General features: G+C 33.5%; 14 protein-coding genes. 8 read left to right on the top strand and 6 right to left on the bottom strand.

Annotated features, from left to right (window positions below; translation table 11 throughout):
• Nucleotides 1-184 precede the first annotated feature (184 nt).
• Entirely contained in the window at nt 185-3700 is a 3516-nt protein-coding gene (gene mfd, locus Dongsha4_RS02590; protein WP_330204206.1) for a transcription-repair coupling factor, read from the bottom strand.
• Nucleotides 3701-3933: 233 nt separating this feature from the next.
• Here mfd and Dongsha4_RS02585 point away from each other — a divergent pair, with 233 nt between their 5' ends.
• Entirely contained in the window at nt 3934-5601 is a 1668-nt protein-coding gene (locus tag Dongsha4_RS02585) for a DNA methyltransferase (protein WP_330204205.1), read from the top strand.
• 157 nt (nt 5602-5758) lie between these two features.
• On the opposite strand, the gene Dongsha4_RS02580 is transcribed toward Dongsha4_RS02585, so the two are convergent.
• From Dongsha4_RS02580 to Dongsha4_RS02570, 3 genes are all read right to left on the bottom strand, one after another.
• Entirely contained in the window at nt 5759-6241 is a 483-nt protein-coding gene (locus Dongsha4_RS02580) for a chemotaxis protein CheW (protein WP_330204204.1), read from the bottom strand.
• 164 nt (nt 6242-6405) lie between these two features.
• Entirely contained in the window at nt 6406-8655 is a 2250-nt protein-coding gene (locus Dongsha4_RS02575) for a glycoside hydrolase (protein ID WP_330204203.1), read from the bottom strand.
• Between the two features lie 250 nt (nt 8656-8905).
• Nucleotides 8906-9493 (bottom strand): PEP-CTERM sorting domain-containing protein, encoded by a 588-nt coding sequence (locus Dongsha4_RS02570; protein WP_330204202.1) that lies wholly within the window; start codon nt 9491-9493, stop codon nt 8906-8908.
• 491 nt (nt 9494-9984) lie between these two features.
• Here Dongsha4_RS02570 and Dongsha4_RS02565 point away from each other — a divergent pair, with 491 nt between their 5' ends.
• Nucleotides 9985-11199, top strand: coding sequence for a WecB/TagA/CpsF family glycosyltransferase (locus Dongsha4_RS02565; RefSeq protein WP_330204201.1), 1215 nt, complete (start codon nt 9985-9987; stop codon nt 11197-11199).
• A gap of 94 nt (nt 11200-11293) precedes the next feature.
• Here Dongsha4_RS02565 and Dongsha4_RS02560 read toward each other — a convergent pair whose 3' ends face one another.
• Entirely contained in the window at nt 11294-12154 is an 861-nt protein-coding gene (locus Dongsha4_RS02560) for an SHOCT domain-containing protein (protein ID WP_330204200.1), read from the bottom strand.
• Between the two features lie 438 nt (nt 12155-12592).
• On the opposite strand from Dongsha4_RS02560, the gene Dongsha4_RS02555 reads away from it, so the two are divergent.
• The 6 genes from Dongsha4_RS02555 to Dongsha4_RS02530 all read left to right on the top strand — a co-directional run bounded on the left by Dongsha4_RS02555 (nt 12593) and on the right by Dongsha4_RS02530 (nt 17502).
• A complete protein-coding gene (locus Dongsha4_RS02555) occupies nt 12593-12940 on the top strand; it encodes an NINE protein (RefSeq protein ID WP_330204199.1) in 348 nt (115 codons plus the stop codon).
• Between the two features lie 147 nt (nt 12941-13087).
• Complete coding sequence (locus Dongsha4_RS02550; protein ID WP_330204198.1) at nt 13088-13801, top strand: helix-hairpin-helix domain-containing protein; 714 nt, start codon at nt 13088-13090, stop codon at nt 13799-13801.
• A 150-nt stretch (nt 13802-13951) separates the two neighbouring features.
• Entirely contained in the window at nt 13952-14293 is a 342-nt protein-coding gene (locus Dongsha4_RS02545; RefSeq protein WP_330204197.1) for a histidine triad nucleotide-binding protein, read from the top strand.
• 78 nt (nt 14294-14371) lie between these two features.
• On the top strand, nt 14372-14728 hold the full coding sequence (locus tag Dongsha4_RS02540) for a DUF1823 family protein (RefSeq protein ID WP_330204196.1): 357 nt from the start codon (nt 14372-14374) through the stop codon (nt 14726-14728).
• Between the two features lie 240 nt (nt 14729-14968).
• Nucleotides 14969-16801 carry a bifunctional serine/threonine-protein kinase/formylglycine-generating enzyme family protein gene (locus Dongsha4_RS02535; protein WP_330204195.1) on the top strand — a complete coding sequence of 611 codons (1833 nt, stop codon included), beginning with the start codon at nt 14969-14971 and terminating at the stop codon, nt 16799-16801.
• Nucleotides 16802-17091: 290 nt separating this feature from the next.
• Nucleotides 17092-17502 carry a hypothetical protein gene (locus Dongsha4_RS02530; RefSeq protein WP_330204194.1) on the top strand — a complete coding sequence of 137 codons (411 nt, stop codon included), beginning with the start codon at nt 17092-17094 and terminating at the stop codon, nt 17500-17502.
• Between the two features lie 110 nt (nt 17503-17612).
• On the opposite strand, the gene Dongsha4_RS02525 is transcribed toward Dongsha4_RS02530, so the two are convergent.
• A complete protein-coding gene (locus Dongsha4_RS02525) occupies nt 17613-18032 on the bottom strand; it encodes a heavy metal-responsive transcriptional regulator (RefSeq protein ID WP_330204193.1) in 420 nt (139 codons plus the stop codon).
• Between the last annotated feature and the right edge of the window lie 42 nt (nt 18033-18074).

Here is an 18074-nt window from a genome sequence, read left to right as displayed (position 1 = left end):
TGATTTTAAATAATACCTTTTCATTATTAAATTTTTGATTTTGCCATGATATTGAGTTGCGTTTGTAGTAATTTTTGTTATGGTGGGGTACAAAACTTATCGGTATTCGGGAATAGGGAATGGGCAATAAGCAATAGAAAGTTGTACAAAAAACTGTACCTCATAGTTTTAATAAACGCTATATTTAAACTAAGCTACTGTTTTCACTGACAAGATAGGTAAACCAGTTATTGAGGTTTTCTAATTGTTGACTCGGTTTCATTGTACCTAATCCCCTCACAATTACCTTATTTTTTCCATACACAAAGCGGTTGCGTAAATGGGGAGGAAGTTTTTCCGCTAATAATAACCATGCTGGTTCTTGCATTGGTGTTTCAAGGATAATGTTTTGCTTCCCTTCGGGTTTAATGCGAGAAAAACCAATGGATTTTGCTTTCAATTTTAAATCGGCTACTAATAATAATTCCCTTGCTGATTCGGGTATTTCTCCATATCTATCCTGCCAATCACTTTCGATTTGTTTTATTTCCCTCTGAGATGTAACGGTAGCTACAGCACGGTAAGCATCCATTTTTTGTTCCATGTCAGCAATATAGCGGTTAGGAATTAAAGCAGTGAGTTTCAAATCGATTTGAGTATCTTCTACTTGGGGGATTTCTTGCCCTTGAATTTCGTTAATGGCTTCTTTTAACATCTCTGTGTACATCTCAAATCCAATAGCCTCCATTTGCCCAGATTGTTCAGCACCAAGTAAATTACCAACCCCTCTTATTTCCATATCACGCATAGCTAAATGATACCCTGAACCGAGTTGTGAAAACTCCTGCAAAGCTCTTAATCTTTTTTTGGCAATATCTGATAAAATTTCATCATTAGGATAGAGTAACCATGCGTGGGCTTGAATGCCCGATCGCCCCACTCGTCCCCGTAGCTGATATAATTGAGATAATCCGAATTTATGGGCAGATTCCACAATAATTGTATTCACTCTGGGAATATCTAAGCCAGACTCCACAATAGTCGTACAGAGTAGCAAATCCGCCTCTCCATTACTAAACCCTAACATAGTCGATTCTAATTGCCCTTCATCTAACTGCCCGTGGGCGATCGCAATTCTTAAACTAGGTATCATTTGTTCTAACATGGTGATAATTTTTTCCATGCCCTCAATGCGAGGCACAACATAGAAAATTTGTCCTCCCCTATCTAATTCATTGCGAATGGCAGTACGAATCACCTCTTGATTAAAGGGCATGATATGGGTTTTAATGGGGCGACGACTGGGGGGAGGAGTGGTAATAAGGCTCATTTCCCGCACTCCAGAGATAGACATATACAAAGTACGAGGGATAGGAGTGGCACTGAGAGTTAACACATCAATGGATGTTTTTAATGCTTTAATTTTTTCTTTTTGATTAACCCCAAATCTTTGCTCTTCATCTACTACTAATAAGCCTAAATCTTTGTATTTAATTTTATTGCTTAATAATAACTGTGTACCGACCACAATATCTAATTCTCCCGTTGCTAATTTTTGGATAATTTCTTTTCTTTCTGACGCTGTGCGGAAGCGATTTAATAAGCCTATATTGATAGGATAAGGAGCGAATCTTTCCATTAAAGTATGATAATGTTGTTGGGATAAAATAGTAGTCGGTGCAAGAAAAACCACTTGTTTATTCCCCGATGTCACCACTTTAAAAATACTCCTAATGGCTACTTCTGTTTTCCCGAAACCCACGTCACCACATACTAATCTATCCATAGGGCGATCGCTTTCTAAGTCTCTTTTAACGTCAATAATTGCCTTTAATTGATCTGGTGTAGCCTGATAAGGAAAAGAATCTTCTAACTCAATTTGCCAAGGAGAATCAGGGGGATAAGCATAACCTTTTAATTCGTTTCTAGTGGCATATAATTTGACTAAATCCACCGCTAATTTCTTAATAGATTTTTTGACCTTATTTTTGACATTTTGCCACTCTTTACCGGACATTTTATTTAACTTTGGTGGCTTAGTTTCCGTGTGTCGATAACGGCTAACTAACTCTAAACTATCGGCAGGAACTCTGAGTAATCCATCAGCATATTTGATAACTAAATATTCCCTACCATCATAAATTTCTAACTCTAAAAATTGTCCAATACCATGATACTTATGGACAATAAAATCTTTTGGTCTTAACTTGTCTAAATCAACCTGCTTTGAGGCGGCTTTTCTGCGTTTTCTGATATAAGTAGGAGTGGCTAAATTATGTTGTCCAAAAAACTCTCTATCGGTAACAACTACTATGCGAAAAGTGGGTAAAATAAACCCTTCTAATTCTGCTTGTCCAGAATATTTTAAAGCGGTAGAAATGCCCTGTCTTTGCAGTTTTTCAATCGTGCCAAAATCGAGGGGATTCGGTATAAATTGAGCAGGAGAGTCATGTTCTTGCAATAAAGCCACTGTGCGAGAAGGTTGTGCAGAAACAAGCCAACTATTATATTGACTTAAATTAATGGTGTTATAAATTTCTTTTTTACCCCTTAAAATTTCTGCTAATTTAGCAAATTGATGAGGAGAAATAGGTAAAGGGCGACTGGATAAATTTAAACTATTTTTATTATCTTTATCGGTATCTGTATAAATTTCTGAAAGAAAAATTTGAGGGTAATTAATACTTGCTAAACATTCCGTAAATTCTCTATGCAACATCCCATTATTCCCCCCTTTCAAAGGGGGGTTAGGGGGGATCTCCACCAACTTTTGCATTAACTCCCATTTATCTTCTGCTTGTTCAAACCAAATATGGCTATGGGCTTGACACTGTTCCACTTCATCGATCGCAACTACTGTATTGGGGGGCAAATAGTCCAATAAAGAACAGACTCGATCGCCGAAGGCAAAGCCGAGAAAACGAGTCATCCCTTCAGGATAAATATTATTTTCTAAATTCTCTTGCTCAGAAGTGCTTAAATATGGTTTAATAATTTCTACACTGGGTAAATTCTGACTAATTAGCCCTTGCCATGTGGTAGGAGTCAAACTCAAAGATTCGATCGCATCTAAACTTCTTTGAGAAACGGGATCAAATTCCCTAATTTTCTCTAATTCATCCCCAAAAAACTCTAATCTAACGGGTAATTCGGCGGATACGGGGAAAATATCGATTAAATCCCCCCGTTTACTCCATTGCCCCTCAATTTCTACTAAATTAACCCGCTCATAACCCATTTTTGCTAAAGTTAATTCAATCTCCTGACTCTCCAAACTCATGCCCTTAAACAGACTTAGACAATATTCCTTTAATACTTCAACGGGAGGTAAATGGGGTTGTAAGGCTTTTTCTGTGGTTATGATAGCTGTTTTTTGTGTAGTATCTTGACTAAGCAGACTAGAAAGGGTCTGTAGCTGTCCCCACACCATCTCGGATTCTGGGTCAAAAGCCTCATAAGGACTTGCTTCCGAGGTAGGATAGAAAAAAGTTTGTTTCCAGCCCATAAGCTCAATATTTGCCATCCAACGGGCGGCTTCTTCAAGGGTTGAGCAGACTACAAGTAAGTTATTATTTCCTTGGTTCGCAATGGCTGAGGCAACTAATCCTTTCGGTAATCTGGATGCACCTTGCAAATGTAACGTTTTATTTTGGTTTAATTTCTGGTAAAGGTCTTGAGTTAAGGTAGAAGATGCGATCGCACGAATTACAGAATTTAACATGAACAAAGATTCTTTGAAAAAATAGAAGGCACAAGACGAAGATAGTTATTGCAAGTAACTTCAACTATCATTTTCAATAACAATTATATAAGAGTTACGCACTGATACTCAGAAGTAAAAAATAAAAATCCCAGAAAACGGAGATTCCGTCCAGAATATTTCCTTGACAAGTTTTATTTGTATAATTACGATTAACAATCTTTTATTATTTCATTTATACCAACTAATTAATAATGATTAAAAAATTATATTATGGTGATAATTTAGATATTTTAAGAAATCACATTGACGATGGAATTATTGACTTAATTTATCTTGATCCCCCCTTTAATTCTCAAGTTAATTATAATGTTATTTTTAATAGTCCAAAAGGAGAAAAATCCCAAGCACAAATCACGGCTTTTGAAGACACTTGGACATGGACAATTGAATCAGAAAGATATATTGAAGAATTAAAAAATATTCGGGGTGAATTAGCAGAATTATTAGATTTATTAGTGCGTACTTTAGGGAAAAATTCTCTTTCTGCTTATTTGGTAATGATGGCGATTAGGCTAGTAGAATTGCATAGAGTTTTAAAACAAACTGGCAGTTTATATCTTCATTGTGATCCTACTGCTAGTCATTATTTAAAGATGATATTAGATATTATTTTTGGAGCAAATAATTTTAGAAATGAAATTTCTTGGAAGCGATCACAACCTAAAAGTCAAACCAAAAATAACTTTTCTAATTGCCGAGATGTAATCTTGAGATATACAAAAACAAATAACTTTATTTTTAATAAACTTTATGGTGAACATAATCAAGAATATGTAGATAAATTTTATCGCTATATTGACGAAAATGGACGACGTTATCGCCTAGGTGATTTAACAAATCCTAATCCAGATAGACCAAATTTAACTTATGAATTTTTAGGGGTAACTCGTGTATGGAGATGGACAAAAGAAAGAATGCAAAAAGCATATCAAGATGGTTTAATTGTACAGAGTAAAAAAGGTGCTGTACCTCGTTTAAAAAGATATTTAGATGAGATGAAAGGGCAACCAATAACCGATAATTGGGATGATATAGAACATCTACATGGTTCTCATAAAGAAAGACTAGGTTATCCCACTCAAAAACCATTAAAATTACTAGAAAGAATTATCGAAGCTAGTAGTAATGAAAATGACTTAATTTTAGATCCATTTTGTGGTTGTGGTACTGCTGTTCACGCCGCCGAAAAATTAAATAGACAATGGATAGGCATTGATGTTACTCACTTAGCAATTTCCCTCATTGAAAAACGTTTAAGGGATGCTTTTAAAGATAAATATTTAGACAATTCAGAAGAATTAATTAGGAAAAAACAAGACTTTTTTGAAGTAGAAGGAACGCCTAAAACCCTTGATGCGGCACAAGATTTGTTTAATAGAGATCCTTATCAATTTCAATGGTGGGCAATCTCATTGGTTAACGCCCAACCCTATCAAGGAAAGAAGAAGAAAGGTGCAGATTCGGGTATTGATGGTATTATTTATTTCACTGATTTTGACAGCATAAAAAGTGAATCCATTATAAAAAAAATTGTTGTTAGTGTCAAAGGAGGAAAAAATGTTAATGTTGCTATGATTCGAGATTTAAGAGGCACAATGGAAGCCAATAAAGCCAGTTTAGGATTTTTTATCACCCTTACTCCTCCCACAAAACCGATGGAACAAGAAGCGGCAAAAGCAGGATTTTACCAAGCAGGAAATGGCAAAAAATATCCCTTAATTCAACTATTTACAATTGAAGGATTAATTAATGGTACTCAAAAACCTGAATACTATGATTTAAGTTGGGGAAAAAATACTTTTAAACAGGCAGAAAAAGAAACTTTATCTACGGCAAAACAAATGAAAATCGATATATAATAACCTACTGTTAACTTCATTTTTGTTGAAGAATATCCGATAAGAACAGGTATCAGGTATCAGGTTCAATTTTCTTGACATTATATTACTCAATTTATTTACTTTTATCGTCAATATTTGTTGGTTTCAACTCTGAAATCATAACTTAAAACTAGGATCAAATGTTCGGATTAATTAATTCATCTGGATCAAGTAAAAAAATAGTTTTTTCCCCTTCATTTTCTTTAAAAACGGCTACATGAGAAGCAATTTTAAGGGTATCTGCTCGACGGTAAGAAGGTGGTAAAATTCTAATCACATTTAAAGGAATATCGTATAATTCTGGAGTTTGAGAAATCACAATTCCAAAAGTTTCACTACTGCTATTTTTTACCAATAATAGATATTTTTTTCCTTCTGTGGATAATGCTTGAGGAGAGTTAAATAATTTTTTATGTAAATCAACAACGGTAATTTCTTTATCCCCTAAATTGACTAAACCAAAATGATTTAGACCACTACCAAATATTTGATTATAGTTAACCACTTTTTCCACTGCATCGATGTGTAAGGCAGTATTAAGATTACCAATAGAAAATACTAGCAATTTTACTTTTTCCGTACCCGAAGATGGTTGATTTGGTAAATTAGCGGTATTCATAAGAGTTAACTATTAGATGTGGGATAATGACAGATAATGAGTAATGAAGAAAAGAGCAAACCCCCCTTTATCCCCCCTCGAGAGGGGGGAGGGCAAAGGTAAATAGTTGATAATTAATAACTTCTAACTCTTAACTCCGAACTCCGAACCCCGAACTCAAACTCCTATGGTACTTGAATACAGATAGGATGTTCTTGGGTTAATGCTTCCTTAAATTTACCATTATCTGCTAAGACTGCGACTAAATATATTTTTTGATCTGGGTCAACGTGGAGATTTTTCCAAGGGAAAGCTATCTCTAAAGCGCGATCGAGCGCTATTCTTACTTCACAATGACGAGAATGCCATTTAAAATCCCCTCCAGCTTCTTCTAACCAGCAGGTTTGAGAGGGAATATGAATCCCCAAGTGATAGCGGAAATAGTGGTTTACAGGATCTTTATCTGGTACATCTGCCAAAGGTAAACCGTTATTAGAACCTACTACATCGGCAAAATACCAAGCTAAATGAAGTTCTGAGGGTAAATCTTTCCCTGAGTTTATGCCCTGTTTTAAGTCAAAACGAAGATAGAAACTAAGATGATTCCAACCGTAGAAAATACGAGGAATAACGCTACTGCGGTGCATTGTTCCCCTTGAACCACCAATAATAATTTTACCTGCTCTTTCCCAGTCTTCATCTTCTCCTTGTCCATCAATGGGGGGATGAATAAAGCTACCGGGGATATAGTCTTCTTCTTGTTTTCTCGGTTCTGCTACTGGTTTATAAAGATATTCGGGTACAGGTTCTTTTAAGGCTTGATAAAGGGCGATTAAATGTTCTCTGAAAAGTTGATCAAACATATCATCGTGGCTAGAGTGATGAGGATCACCAAACCACCAAAACCAGTCTGAGCCTTCGGCGGCGTAGAGGGCTTCCCATGCTTCTGGGTTAGTTTCTTCTGTGGCTTTGGGATGTTTAGCAAGGATTTCTCTGGCGGCTTGGAGGTATTCCCATGCTTTATTTTTATCGGGATCTCCAATCCATGTGGTGAAGTTTGCGTCAATCCATGAACCTGTATGAAGGCGATCGCGCTTAATGATTTCAGTGGGGGGGAATTTGTCAATAAATTCAGAAACGGTGACTAATTGTATATCCTCTTGACGAGATAGTCTTTCATAGAGAGTTTCTAAGAAAATTTTGCCATCCTGCTCGTAAAACTCCCAACAGTTTTCCCCGTCTAGGGCGATGGTAACTAACCAAGGTTGTTCTAAACTGGTTTGGTCTTCTTCCTGCTTACTTTTGAGACGACGGGAAATGGCTTCTAAATGTCCGATTAAATCCTTTGCCGCATTATCCGCCGTCATCGAACCATAAGAAAAACCTATCAAATCTGATAAACGGTGATCTCTAAATACCATGCTTAAATCGCCGTTTTCTGTCTCTATACGATAAGGACGATATAATCTATCAGGATCATAAATATTACCCGTCTCATCCCGATAGAAGTAGTGTTCAATGGAGATTCCTAGCACTCCCTCATCAGAACATAACCAGTCAAATCCCCTTTTCGCCACATGGGGTAAAATAGTGGGACTTACCGATTGTTCACTAGGCCACAAACCACGAGGCGATCGCCCAAAACGTTCTTGATACATAGCCAAAGCCTTATCCAAATGACGAGGAATATCCTCCTCCCACTGAAAACGCACGGAAGGTAAACGCATTTTTGGTACTGCCACCTGTCCAGCATTAGTATCCGCTAACAAAGGTAAAATAGGATGAGTATAAGGAGTGGTTGTAACTTCCAATTGTCCTGCATCCTGCATCTTTTTGTGTTGAGGTATGATGCGACTAATTATTTCCCTTTGCTTTTTCCAAATATTTCTGCGATCTTCTAAATTGAAACGTTTACCTTTTCTTAACCAACCTGCAATTTCTGGATCATCCCAAAAAACAGGATCAATCCATGCTAAGTTATGCCACGCTAAAACATCGGCATAATCATTATCCTGCCAATTTTTTAAACACCATTTCGTCCCCAAATCATGACGCTCTTGATATAGTTCATCATAGCGACGATGAGGGCGAATCATATGGTAATGGTTAGCATCGAAAAAGTGATTAATAATAAATTCTTTTTGTTGTATTGTTAGTTGGGAAACCGCCGTCAAACTTAGAGCTAAATAGGGATCTAAAACATCTCCCTTGGCGTAATCCTCTAACTGTAACATTAAAGAAGGAACTAGATTAACCGTTTGATGTAACTTTGGATATTTCTCAAGAATTAACATCAAGTCCAGATAGTCTTTTGTCCCATGTAATCTTACCCAAGGCAAACGATATTGACCACCGAAATCATGATTAGAGAGACGAGACTTATAGAGTGGTTGATGTTGATGCCAAATAAAGGCTACATACAGGGGATGAGACATACTAATTCGCCTGATAGATAAATAATCGTTATCAGTTTATCTCAAATAATTGATAATTGACAATAGTAGATGTTGAGAAGGATACAACCACGACAATTTTTTGTTTTCGCTTACTTTTAAATAATAATATGAATTGGTTTGTTTATTAATTGTTGTAATTCATGTTTAATATAAATTTACTTAGTTTCTTGGAGAATTAAATTAATATTCTCATTCTCAACTTAATATATTTGTTTGTTATAATCTTTTTTTAAACCACTGATTTTTGTTTCTGTTTACTTTTAAATAAACCACCTAATCCTAATGCAATTCCAGTTCCTAAAATCGTTAAAGGCTCAGGTACAGGTTGTGGAGTTTTTGCAGAAGTATATATAGTAAAATGAGATAATCCCGGACTAGGTTTGTAATTGCCTTTCAAAATACCATCTGTGTTCCAATCAGGACCTGCACTACTTAATAGATAAGCACTGAAAGTAGGACCTCCTTTCAAAATAGCCATAATATCATAGGAATTGAAATCTATGCCCGTTAAACTCCAAGTGCCAGAAGTGCCACCGCCATTGACAGTTAATCCATTATTTGTTCCGCTATCTTCGTCAACTTTTGCATATTGAGTCCAATTGCTAACATTGAATAGTCCGCTTAAATCTTGATTTTCGTCATTTCCTGCAAAAGCACCCTCACAAGCAATTGAAACATCCAAATCACTCAAACTACACGTTGTCGTATTAGCAATAGCCAGTGTCAGAGCATTGACCTTATCAGAAGATAGTCCCAGTAAACTCAGTAATATTGTTGATGAGGCTATTGAAACGGATATGATACTATTAATTTTCATTTGTTTTTATTTTTACTTAGGTATATTCTTTTAAGTGTATAACACTTTTTTCAAAAAATATCTTCCTTAATGAAAAATCAAAATAAATTTTATATTTTCTTCATCTTTACAGAATCTTTAAAAAATACCTTTAAAAACACTTTATAAAAAGGAAAACACATAACACTTAAAATCAAATAGTATATTTTGATACTAATAACAAATTAAGTAAAAACACTGATAAGCAAAAAAAAATAATTGGGTAATATTACTGATATAGGTTAAATTTTGTTAACAACATAGCGAATGTCAAGATAGTAATTTGAGTTTTATGACATTACGATTCCGAAAGAGTCTGCTAAACAGCAAACATCTTTAAGCCTCAAAACAGATTACAGAGTAGAAAACCAAAAGTCAATACAGAAAAAGTTGACAGAGGAATTAATCTTAATCTTGAAATTAGAGCTTTTTTAATCAATATACTCAAACATTATGCAATTATTTTAAGCCTTATGGAAAAAATTAATTTCCTCAATATCACCATTAATAATATATCTTTAGCAGAACTACTGACCGAATTAAGTACGAAAGGAGGCTTGATTGTAACTCCCAATGTAGATCATTTAGTTAAACTACAAACCGATTCCAGTTTTCTTAAGGCTTATCATCTTGCTGATTATGTGGTTTGTGATAGTAAAATCCTTCAATATACCTTGAAATTTTTGGGAAAACCAATAAAAGAGAAAATATCGGGCTCAGATTTATTTCCTGCCTTCTACAATTACAATCGAGATAACAAAGACATTAAAATATTTCTTCTCGGAGGCACGGAGGGAGTAGCGGAGAAAGCCAAGAATAATATCAACCAAAAAGTAGGCAGAGAAATGGTTGTTGAGGCTTTATCTCCTAGTTTTGGCTTTGAAAACAACGAGGCAGAATGTCAAGAAATCATTAAAAAAATTAATGAATCGGAGGCAAATGTTTTAGTTATCGGAGTTGGTGCTCCAAAACAGGAAAAATGGATTGTTAAATATCGTAATCAATTACCTCATGTTAAACTTTTTTTACCTATAGGAGCAACCATCGATTTTGAGGCAGGTTACAAAGGTAGATCACCCCAATGGATGAGTAATATAGGTTTAGAATGGTTATACCGCTTACTATCCGAACCAAAAAGACTATGGAAAAGGTATTTAGTAGATAGTGTACCTTTCTTTATTCATGTAATTCAGCATCGTTTCAATATCTATCAACATAATCCTATTTTGGAATTACAATCCCTACCTTTGGGTAAAGTGTTATGTCATGCTGGTTTATTATCTGCCGAAGAGTTACAACAAATTCTTGAAAAACAAAAAGAGGAAAAATATGGGGTTTGTCTGGGGGATATAATTAAAGAATCAGGTTTACTTTCTCCTGAAACCATTGAATTTTTTGCCGAGGAATTGCCAGAAATTATCCAATCAAATCAAGTATGGCATATTGGAGACTATCTACAAAAAGCTCACTTAATTAGTTCATCTCAAATAGATTTTATCAAGAAAAAACAAGCTAAGTCATCTTCTTCTCTACTATTGGGAGAATTGATTGTTTACGAGGGTTATGTTTCAAAACAGACTATGGATTGGTTTATTGAATTTCAATATGTGTTAAAGTCTCGAAGGGGAAAGCATCCTACTTTCAAAGAAGTATATCAAGAATTAGATTTTTTTCCTATTATCAAATGATAAACTTATGACAAATTAAAATAAATTTGGGTGTAGAAATTATAAATTATTTCTTTTTTTTCTTGCCCGTTGCCCATTTTATAGAAGAATTATATTATGACAATTGAGCTATTTTGCGATCGAACTCTTGTTGTGTAATAATCCCATTTTTGAGGGCTTCTTTTAGCTTAACAATTTTGGTTTTATTTCTTTCCGCTTTTCTTTGAGCTAAAAACTTTTCTCTCACATTTGCTTCTAAATTATGCACTTTCTTTTCGTATTCTATTTGGTCTAAAATTCCTTGAGAAAAAGCATCTTGCAATTTTTTTACTTTTTCCTCTATGAGTAAATTAACTTCATAATCATCTAATTGTTTTTCCAAAATAGCCTTTTTTCTAACAAATTCTTCCTCTGTTAAAATTTCATCGGTAAAAGCAATTTCTAATTTATCGATTTCTGCTTGTAATTCATTAATTATTTGCTGTTGATCTGAATTTTTTTCTATATTTATTTCATAAACATAATCAGTATTATTCACCTCTTTAATTTTTCCTTCTTCCTCTGGTTTTACTCTGGTAAAATTAGTATCTTTTTCTAAATAACTAATTAACTGATTTTCTAACCATAAACCCCAACCAGCCATAGCAATTCCAGTCCAAATAGTTAAACCTGCTGTAAAAATACTTGCAAAACTAGCTCCTGCTATATTTTGAATCCATTTCCCCCTGCCTGTTTCTATCACAAACTCTTTTTTCCCGTTGAGACTTTCTGAAGAGAGATAGATTTTAATTTTAAAAGCCAAATTACTGCCTAATAATGTTCTAATTGTACCAGTTTTCCGAGCCTGAATTAAGTAGCAAGTATCTTGTTTAATGCCCTCTACTTCATATAATTGACCTTTAAACCAGAGAATAATTGCTTGATATGCTTTTTCTAAATCTTGATTACTATTAAGAATAAAGTAGTTTTTTGCCATAGACTTTACTTTTTCTGATTAATAAATAATGTTTATACTTATTATTATAATTGAATTTATTATAATTTCATTAACTAAAAATACAATAAGTGCGATCGAATCTCTTAACTATCTTAACAATCTCATACTATTACTATCATTAAAAAAAACAAAAACTTGATTAAAATAAAAAATAAGATAACCAGTTAGTTTAAATATTAATGAAATACAAAATGTTTTTTGAGCGAAATCAATGGCATAAAATCACATTTCTTCTGTTAGGGTTATTAATATTTTCTTGGACTTCCACCCTTGAAACCAATTATTTGCTAAGAAACTACCTATTAATTATAGAAATAAAAACTGCTTTGTTAGTATTTTATTGGTTGTCTTCCCAGAAGAGGAAACGAGAAACTAAAATAAAGTAATAGATATTTTTTTTAGCAATAATTAGAAACTATGAAACAAAAATCTATAGCAGCCGTACTTGCATTTTTTGTGGGAGGATTTGGGGTTCATAAATTTTATTTAGGGAATAACTTTGCGGGAATTTTATATTTGCTGTTTTTCTGGACTTTTATTCCATCTATTCTCGCAATTTTTGATTTTTTAGGACTATTATTAATGTCAGAACAGGCATTTAATGCAAAATATAATTTACAGGAAGTAAACAAACTTAATCTATTACAATCATCCGAAAATGATAATATAGACAAATTAAAAAAAATAAAAGAACTGTATGATCAAGGGATTATAACAGCAGAAGAATACGAAGAAAAAAGAAGAAAATTTTTGGATTTACTATAGTTCAGTTTCTATGTAAAAAGCATTTTTTAGGAGGAAAAAAGAACAAAGATAGAGTTAAAATTGTAGATTAATTTAAAGTGCTAATAAAAAGAAACTTAAAAGTATTTTCACTTATGTAAGTTAAAAATTGTGAGAGGAAGAAAATAAATGTCTAATCGTAATTGGTTTGAGAAAATACCTTCATGGATTTGGTGGTCATTATGTCCTTATTTTGGTGGTTTTTCCTTTATATATGCAGGTTGGAAAATTAAAAATAATAGCTGGTTTTTATGGGGATTTGGTTTTGTCTTTAGTTCGATAGTTACTAGCATTTTCATTGGTAGTTTTTCTAGCTTTTTAGTTTTAATTATGCCTTTAATTCAACTGGCCACTGCTTTTAAGTTGAAGGAAGAATTTTTAGTAAAAACCGCTCCTAAAAATATTTTAATTCCATCCTTAGAAGTAGCTGAATCAATCGCAAAATATAGAGGAAAAATAGATATTAATAATTGCTCTCAAGATGATTTAGTTTACGGTTTAGGTTTACCCATTGTTTATGCTAATGACTTACAACTATTGAAAGAGGAAGGATATATGTTTACCCATTTAGAAGAATTAGTCGATTTAGCGGGTATTCCCGAACAAATTTTACGCCGAATTGAACCTTTAATTATTTTTACCTATGACATAAATAAAGAAATTGATATTTCTTGGCGACGTTTAAATAGTCTTTCTATTCAAGAATTAGTTTCCCATGGTATTGATGAAGTAAATGCAGAAAAAATTATCTCAGAAAGAAATCAAAAAGGTGCTTACAAATCTTTATTAGATGTAAAAAAACGTACAGGAATACCTATTAATATTTATCGTCATTTAGTATAAAATTACAAACTAACACAATAAAATTATAGTTGAGAATTATTACAGGAATAATTGATTATTCATTTTTAGTTTTAATTGTATCTAACAGAAGTTATATAATGGTATAATATAGCGTGAACAAAAAAATAATTACTTAACATAAATTTATTTATGGCGGAGACAATTTTCAGTAAAATAATTCGGAAAGAAATACCAGCAAAGATAGTTTATGAAGATGATTTATGTCTAGCTTTTAAAGATATTAATCCTCAAGCTCCAACTCATATTTTGGTTATTCCGAAAAAGCCCATTGTTTGTATTGATGATGCTCAATCTGAGGATCAAAATTTATTAGGACATTTATTATTAACGGTGAAAAAAGTTGCCGCAGAAGCGAATTTAAGCAATGGTTATCGAGTAGTAATTAATAATGGTAATGACGGTGGGCAAACAGTAGATCATTTACATTTACATATTTTAGGCGATCGCGCTATGCAATGGCCTCCCGGATGATGTGGTAATTGTCAAAGAGAAATTAGTAATTAGTAGTTAAAGAAAAAATAAGAGTTTTTATTGCTGATAAATAATACGATGCTAGAGAATTTACCACCTTTAACAAATGAGACTATTTGGGATATTTTAGAAGAGAAAATAGACGATGAAACAGTTAATAAATTAGTTTGGTATCATCTTGGGTATCGCTATAATTACGAATCACAAACATGGGATAATTCAGGAGTAGAAGATAGTTGGAAAAAAGAATATCCAACACCTCCTGATTTTATTGCTAATCGCCCTCCCAATGTTAAATTAACTAGATCAATTCCGAAAGAAAAAAAGCAATTATTAAAAGAAAAATTAGATTTTAAAGGTTATAAAATTGGCGAATTTACCCCCAGACATACCCGTCGTGCCACCATGGCAAATTGGCTTTTGTCTCTCACTTGAGGATAAATAATCATAGAATGGGTTTTGCGGAAAAAGTCTTTGGGTGACGGTAGGAAAAAGACACACCTTCTTAAAATACAGGAAAATGCGAGAGGTGAGGGTAAACTTGCCATGAAAACCCAAAATATACAACTTCAATTCCCTTATCGTATCCAGACCCCAAAATTTCGATGAAATATTTATCAGAAATTACTGTTAGTTTAGTATGATTTATACAGTAGAGAAACATTTAGAAACTAGATGAGCAGTTGGAAAAAGGGAAAAAAACTTAATCACGGTCAATATGTAGTTGAGTCGATTTTACTTCGAGGTGGCTCTAGTCTTTGTTATCGGGCAAGAGATGTGAAAAGAGATATGTTAGTCACCTTGAAAACTACTGATGTCACCAAAATTATGGAGGCGGAGAGAGGAGACTTAGCGGAAAAGTTAATCAAACAAGCTCAACAAGTTGCCCAAAGGTGTCAAAGTCCTTGCTTAATTAAATTATATCCTCATGTGTTTCTCGAAGATGATCTCGCTTATATGGTGATGGATTATCCTGAAGGTAATGACCTTGCTAACTATGTTGATAGTAATGGCAAATTACCCCCAGAAGAAGCTCTCAAAATAATCACAAAGGTTGCCTCGGCGGTTAATATTCTCCATCAAAATAAATGTCTTCATCTTGATTTAAAACCTCAAAATATCATTATTGAAGATAAAACCCAAAATCCGATTATTGTTGACTATGGTTGGGCAATCAAATTATTTGCTTTAGCGGCAAGAAAGACTCCTATTTCTCCTAATGATTGCTTTTCTCCCCCCGAAAAAACCAAGGATTCTGGAAAGCTAGGCGTTTATAGTGATATTTATTCCTTGGCGGCTATTCTCTACGTTTTAACTACTGCTCAACTACCTTTAAATGCAAATTTAAGAAGTTTTCAAGATTTAGTACCCCCTATTCAGTATAATAACCAGATGAGCGATCGCTTCTCTGATGCAATTTTAAAGGGTATGGCATTGGATATAAAACAACGCCCTCAATGTTTAAAAGATTGGCTAGATTTATTTAAACAAGCTCAAATCCAAGAAGAATCTTCAAGCCAAGAAAAACCAAAAATAATCGAACAAACAGAGTTTATGCCCCCTCCTCCAGAGGAAACGGTAGTACAAAGGTCAACTCAAATTATTACTCCCCCCACTATTACAAAACCTAAATATAATTATCCAAACATTGAAGAATTTAGCTTTGAAACTGTTACCCTCACGGAAGAAAAAAAATTATTTGGGTTTGTTTCTAAGATTGAAAAAAATTTAATGACAAAAAAAGGACAATATTTTGTTGAATATTTAGGACAAGGGGTAAATTTAGAAATGATATTTATTCCTTCTGGTCAGTTTATGATGGGTTCAAGTAATGATGAGCGTCACCGAGAAAAAGATGAAAGTCCTCAACATAAGGTTAATCTAAATTCCTTTTATATCAGCAAATATCCCGTTACTCAATTGCAGTGGAAAACCGTTTCTTACTTTCCAAAAGTAACTCGTAATTTAAAGCATAAACCCGCCCTCTTTAGAGGTGATGCTTTGCCTGTGGAAAGAGTTTCTTGGTTTGATGTACAAGAATTTTGTAAACGATTGAGCAAATATACTGGCAGAAATTACCGCTTACCTACTGAATCAGAATGGGAATATGCTTGTCGTGGAAATACTAATACTGCTTTTTCTTTTGGGGATGTAATTACTTCTGAAGTAGCAAATTTCGATCGCCCTAATAAAGATAATAAGAATAAAAACCTTAAATACGAAAAGAAAACAACTCCTGTGGACAATTTTTATCCCAATCCTTTCGGCTTATATGATGTTCATGGTAATGTCTGGGAATGGTGCGAAGATAATTATGTAAGTAGCTATACTCAAAAACCAAAAGATGGCACGGCACATTTAACTTCTATGGTTAATCAAAATAGGGTTGTGAGGGGGGGATCATGGTCACTATCTTCAGAATATTGTCGTAGTGCAAAAAGAAATAGTTATGCTCCCGATTCTTCTTATAATTTTATCGGTTTTCGGGTGGTGTGTGTTTTAGATTGATTTAACTGAGGTTTAAGGAGATATTATGGCTCTTTTACAATGGTTATGATAAATTAATGGGGGATAAATTCCATAACTTTTCTTTAATAGTGTTTATAGTAAAATAAAAACTAAAAGTTTATAAATTATTATTTAATAATTGCCTATTGCCTATTGCCTGTTGCCTATCCTAACCAATAATTTACAGACTCAAAGTAATAGAGCTATTGTTTTTTCAACCAAAATATCAGAAAGGAAGTAATATAATTGCTAATTACTCATTAATATAAATACTCAATAGGTGCGATCGCATGAATATTTTTGATAAACTAGAACAGGATATAAGTAATCAAATTCAGAGTTTACAAGCTAAACAACAAGAATTAATTGAAAAGAAAAAAAACTTAGCGGCAACCAAAGAAAAAATACAAAATTTTCTTACCTCTGCTCAAGAAATTCAGCAAATAGTAGGGGGTGAACCAGAATTACTTAAATCTATCCAAAAAGAGTTGGGAAAAATTTTTTCCTCCCATAATAATCCACAACCAAAATTGCCGATAAAAAAAGAAAATAGCACTACTCCTAACTTAGAATCTCCTTCGGAAAATAAACCCATTGATTCTGCTGTAAAAAGTACCGATAATTCTGATGATACTGAAGAGGGAGAAGCCATCAAAATTTTTAACTTTGTCGATGCCCAAGGAAAAAATACCTCATTTTAAATCTTTGATTGTTAAGGCTTTCTGATTCCTGAAAGCAAACTTTAAATTAGAGATAATAGAGAAAACTAGGTTGAAGGAGTCAGGAGTTATAATTCTGTAAAAGGAATTGACTAATGATTGATGTTGGCGATATTCGGACAAATATTATCTTTAACATTCTCAAAATTTTTAATTTCTTGCCAACTAGATAAAATACCGTTTAACTCGTCTTTCAACATCTTCAATTCATTAATTTTTGACTCTATTTCTTCTAATTTATCTGTCAATAATTGTTTTGCTACACTACAAGGAATTTTTTGTTGATCATATACAACTAATATTTGTTTTATCTCTTTTAATGTTAATCCCAAAGATTGCGATCGACGTATAAAATTTAGTCGTTGAAAAACCGCAGGAGAAAATAAACGATAGCCATTATTATCCCTCGAAAGATGGGGAGACAGTAACCCTAAATCAGCATAATAACGAATAGTTTTCACTGGTAAATTACTTTGTTTGGCAACATTACCAATAGTAAAAGAATTAAGCATTTTTTCTTTGATTTATCATTCTTATTTCATGGCACAACTTTA

The sequence above is a fragment of the Cyanobacterium sp. Dongsha4 genome (assembly GCF_036345015.1).
Taxonomy (GTDB): Bacteria; Cyanobacteriota; Cyanobacteriia; order Cyanobacteriales; family Cyanobacteriaceae; genus PCC-10605.
The sequence above is the reverse complement of the archived record's forward strand: the minus strand, read 5'-3'. Positions and strand labels throughout refer to the sequence as shown.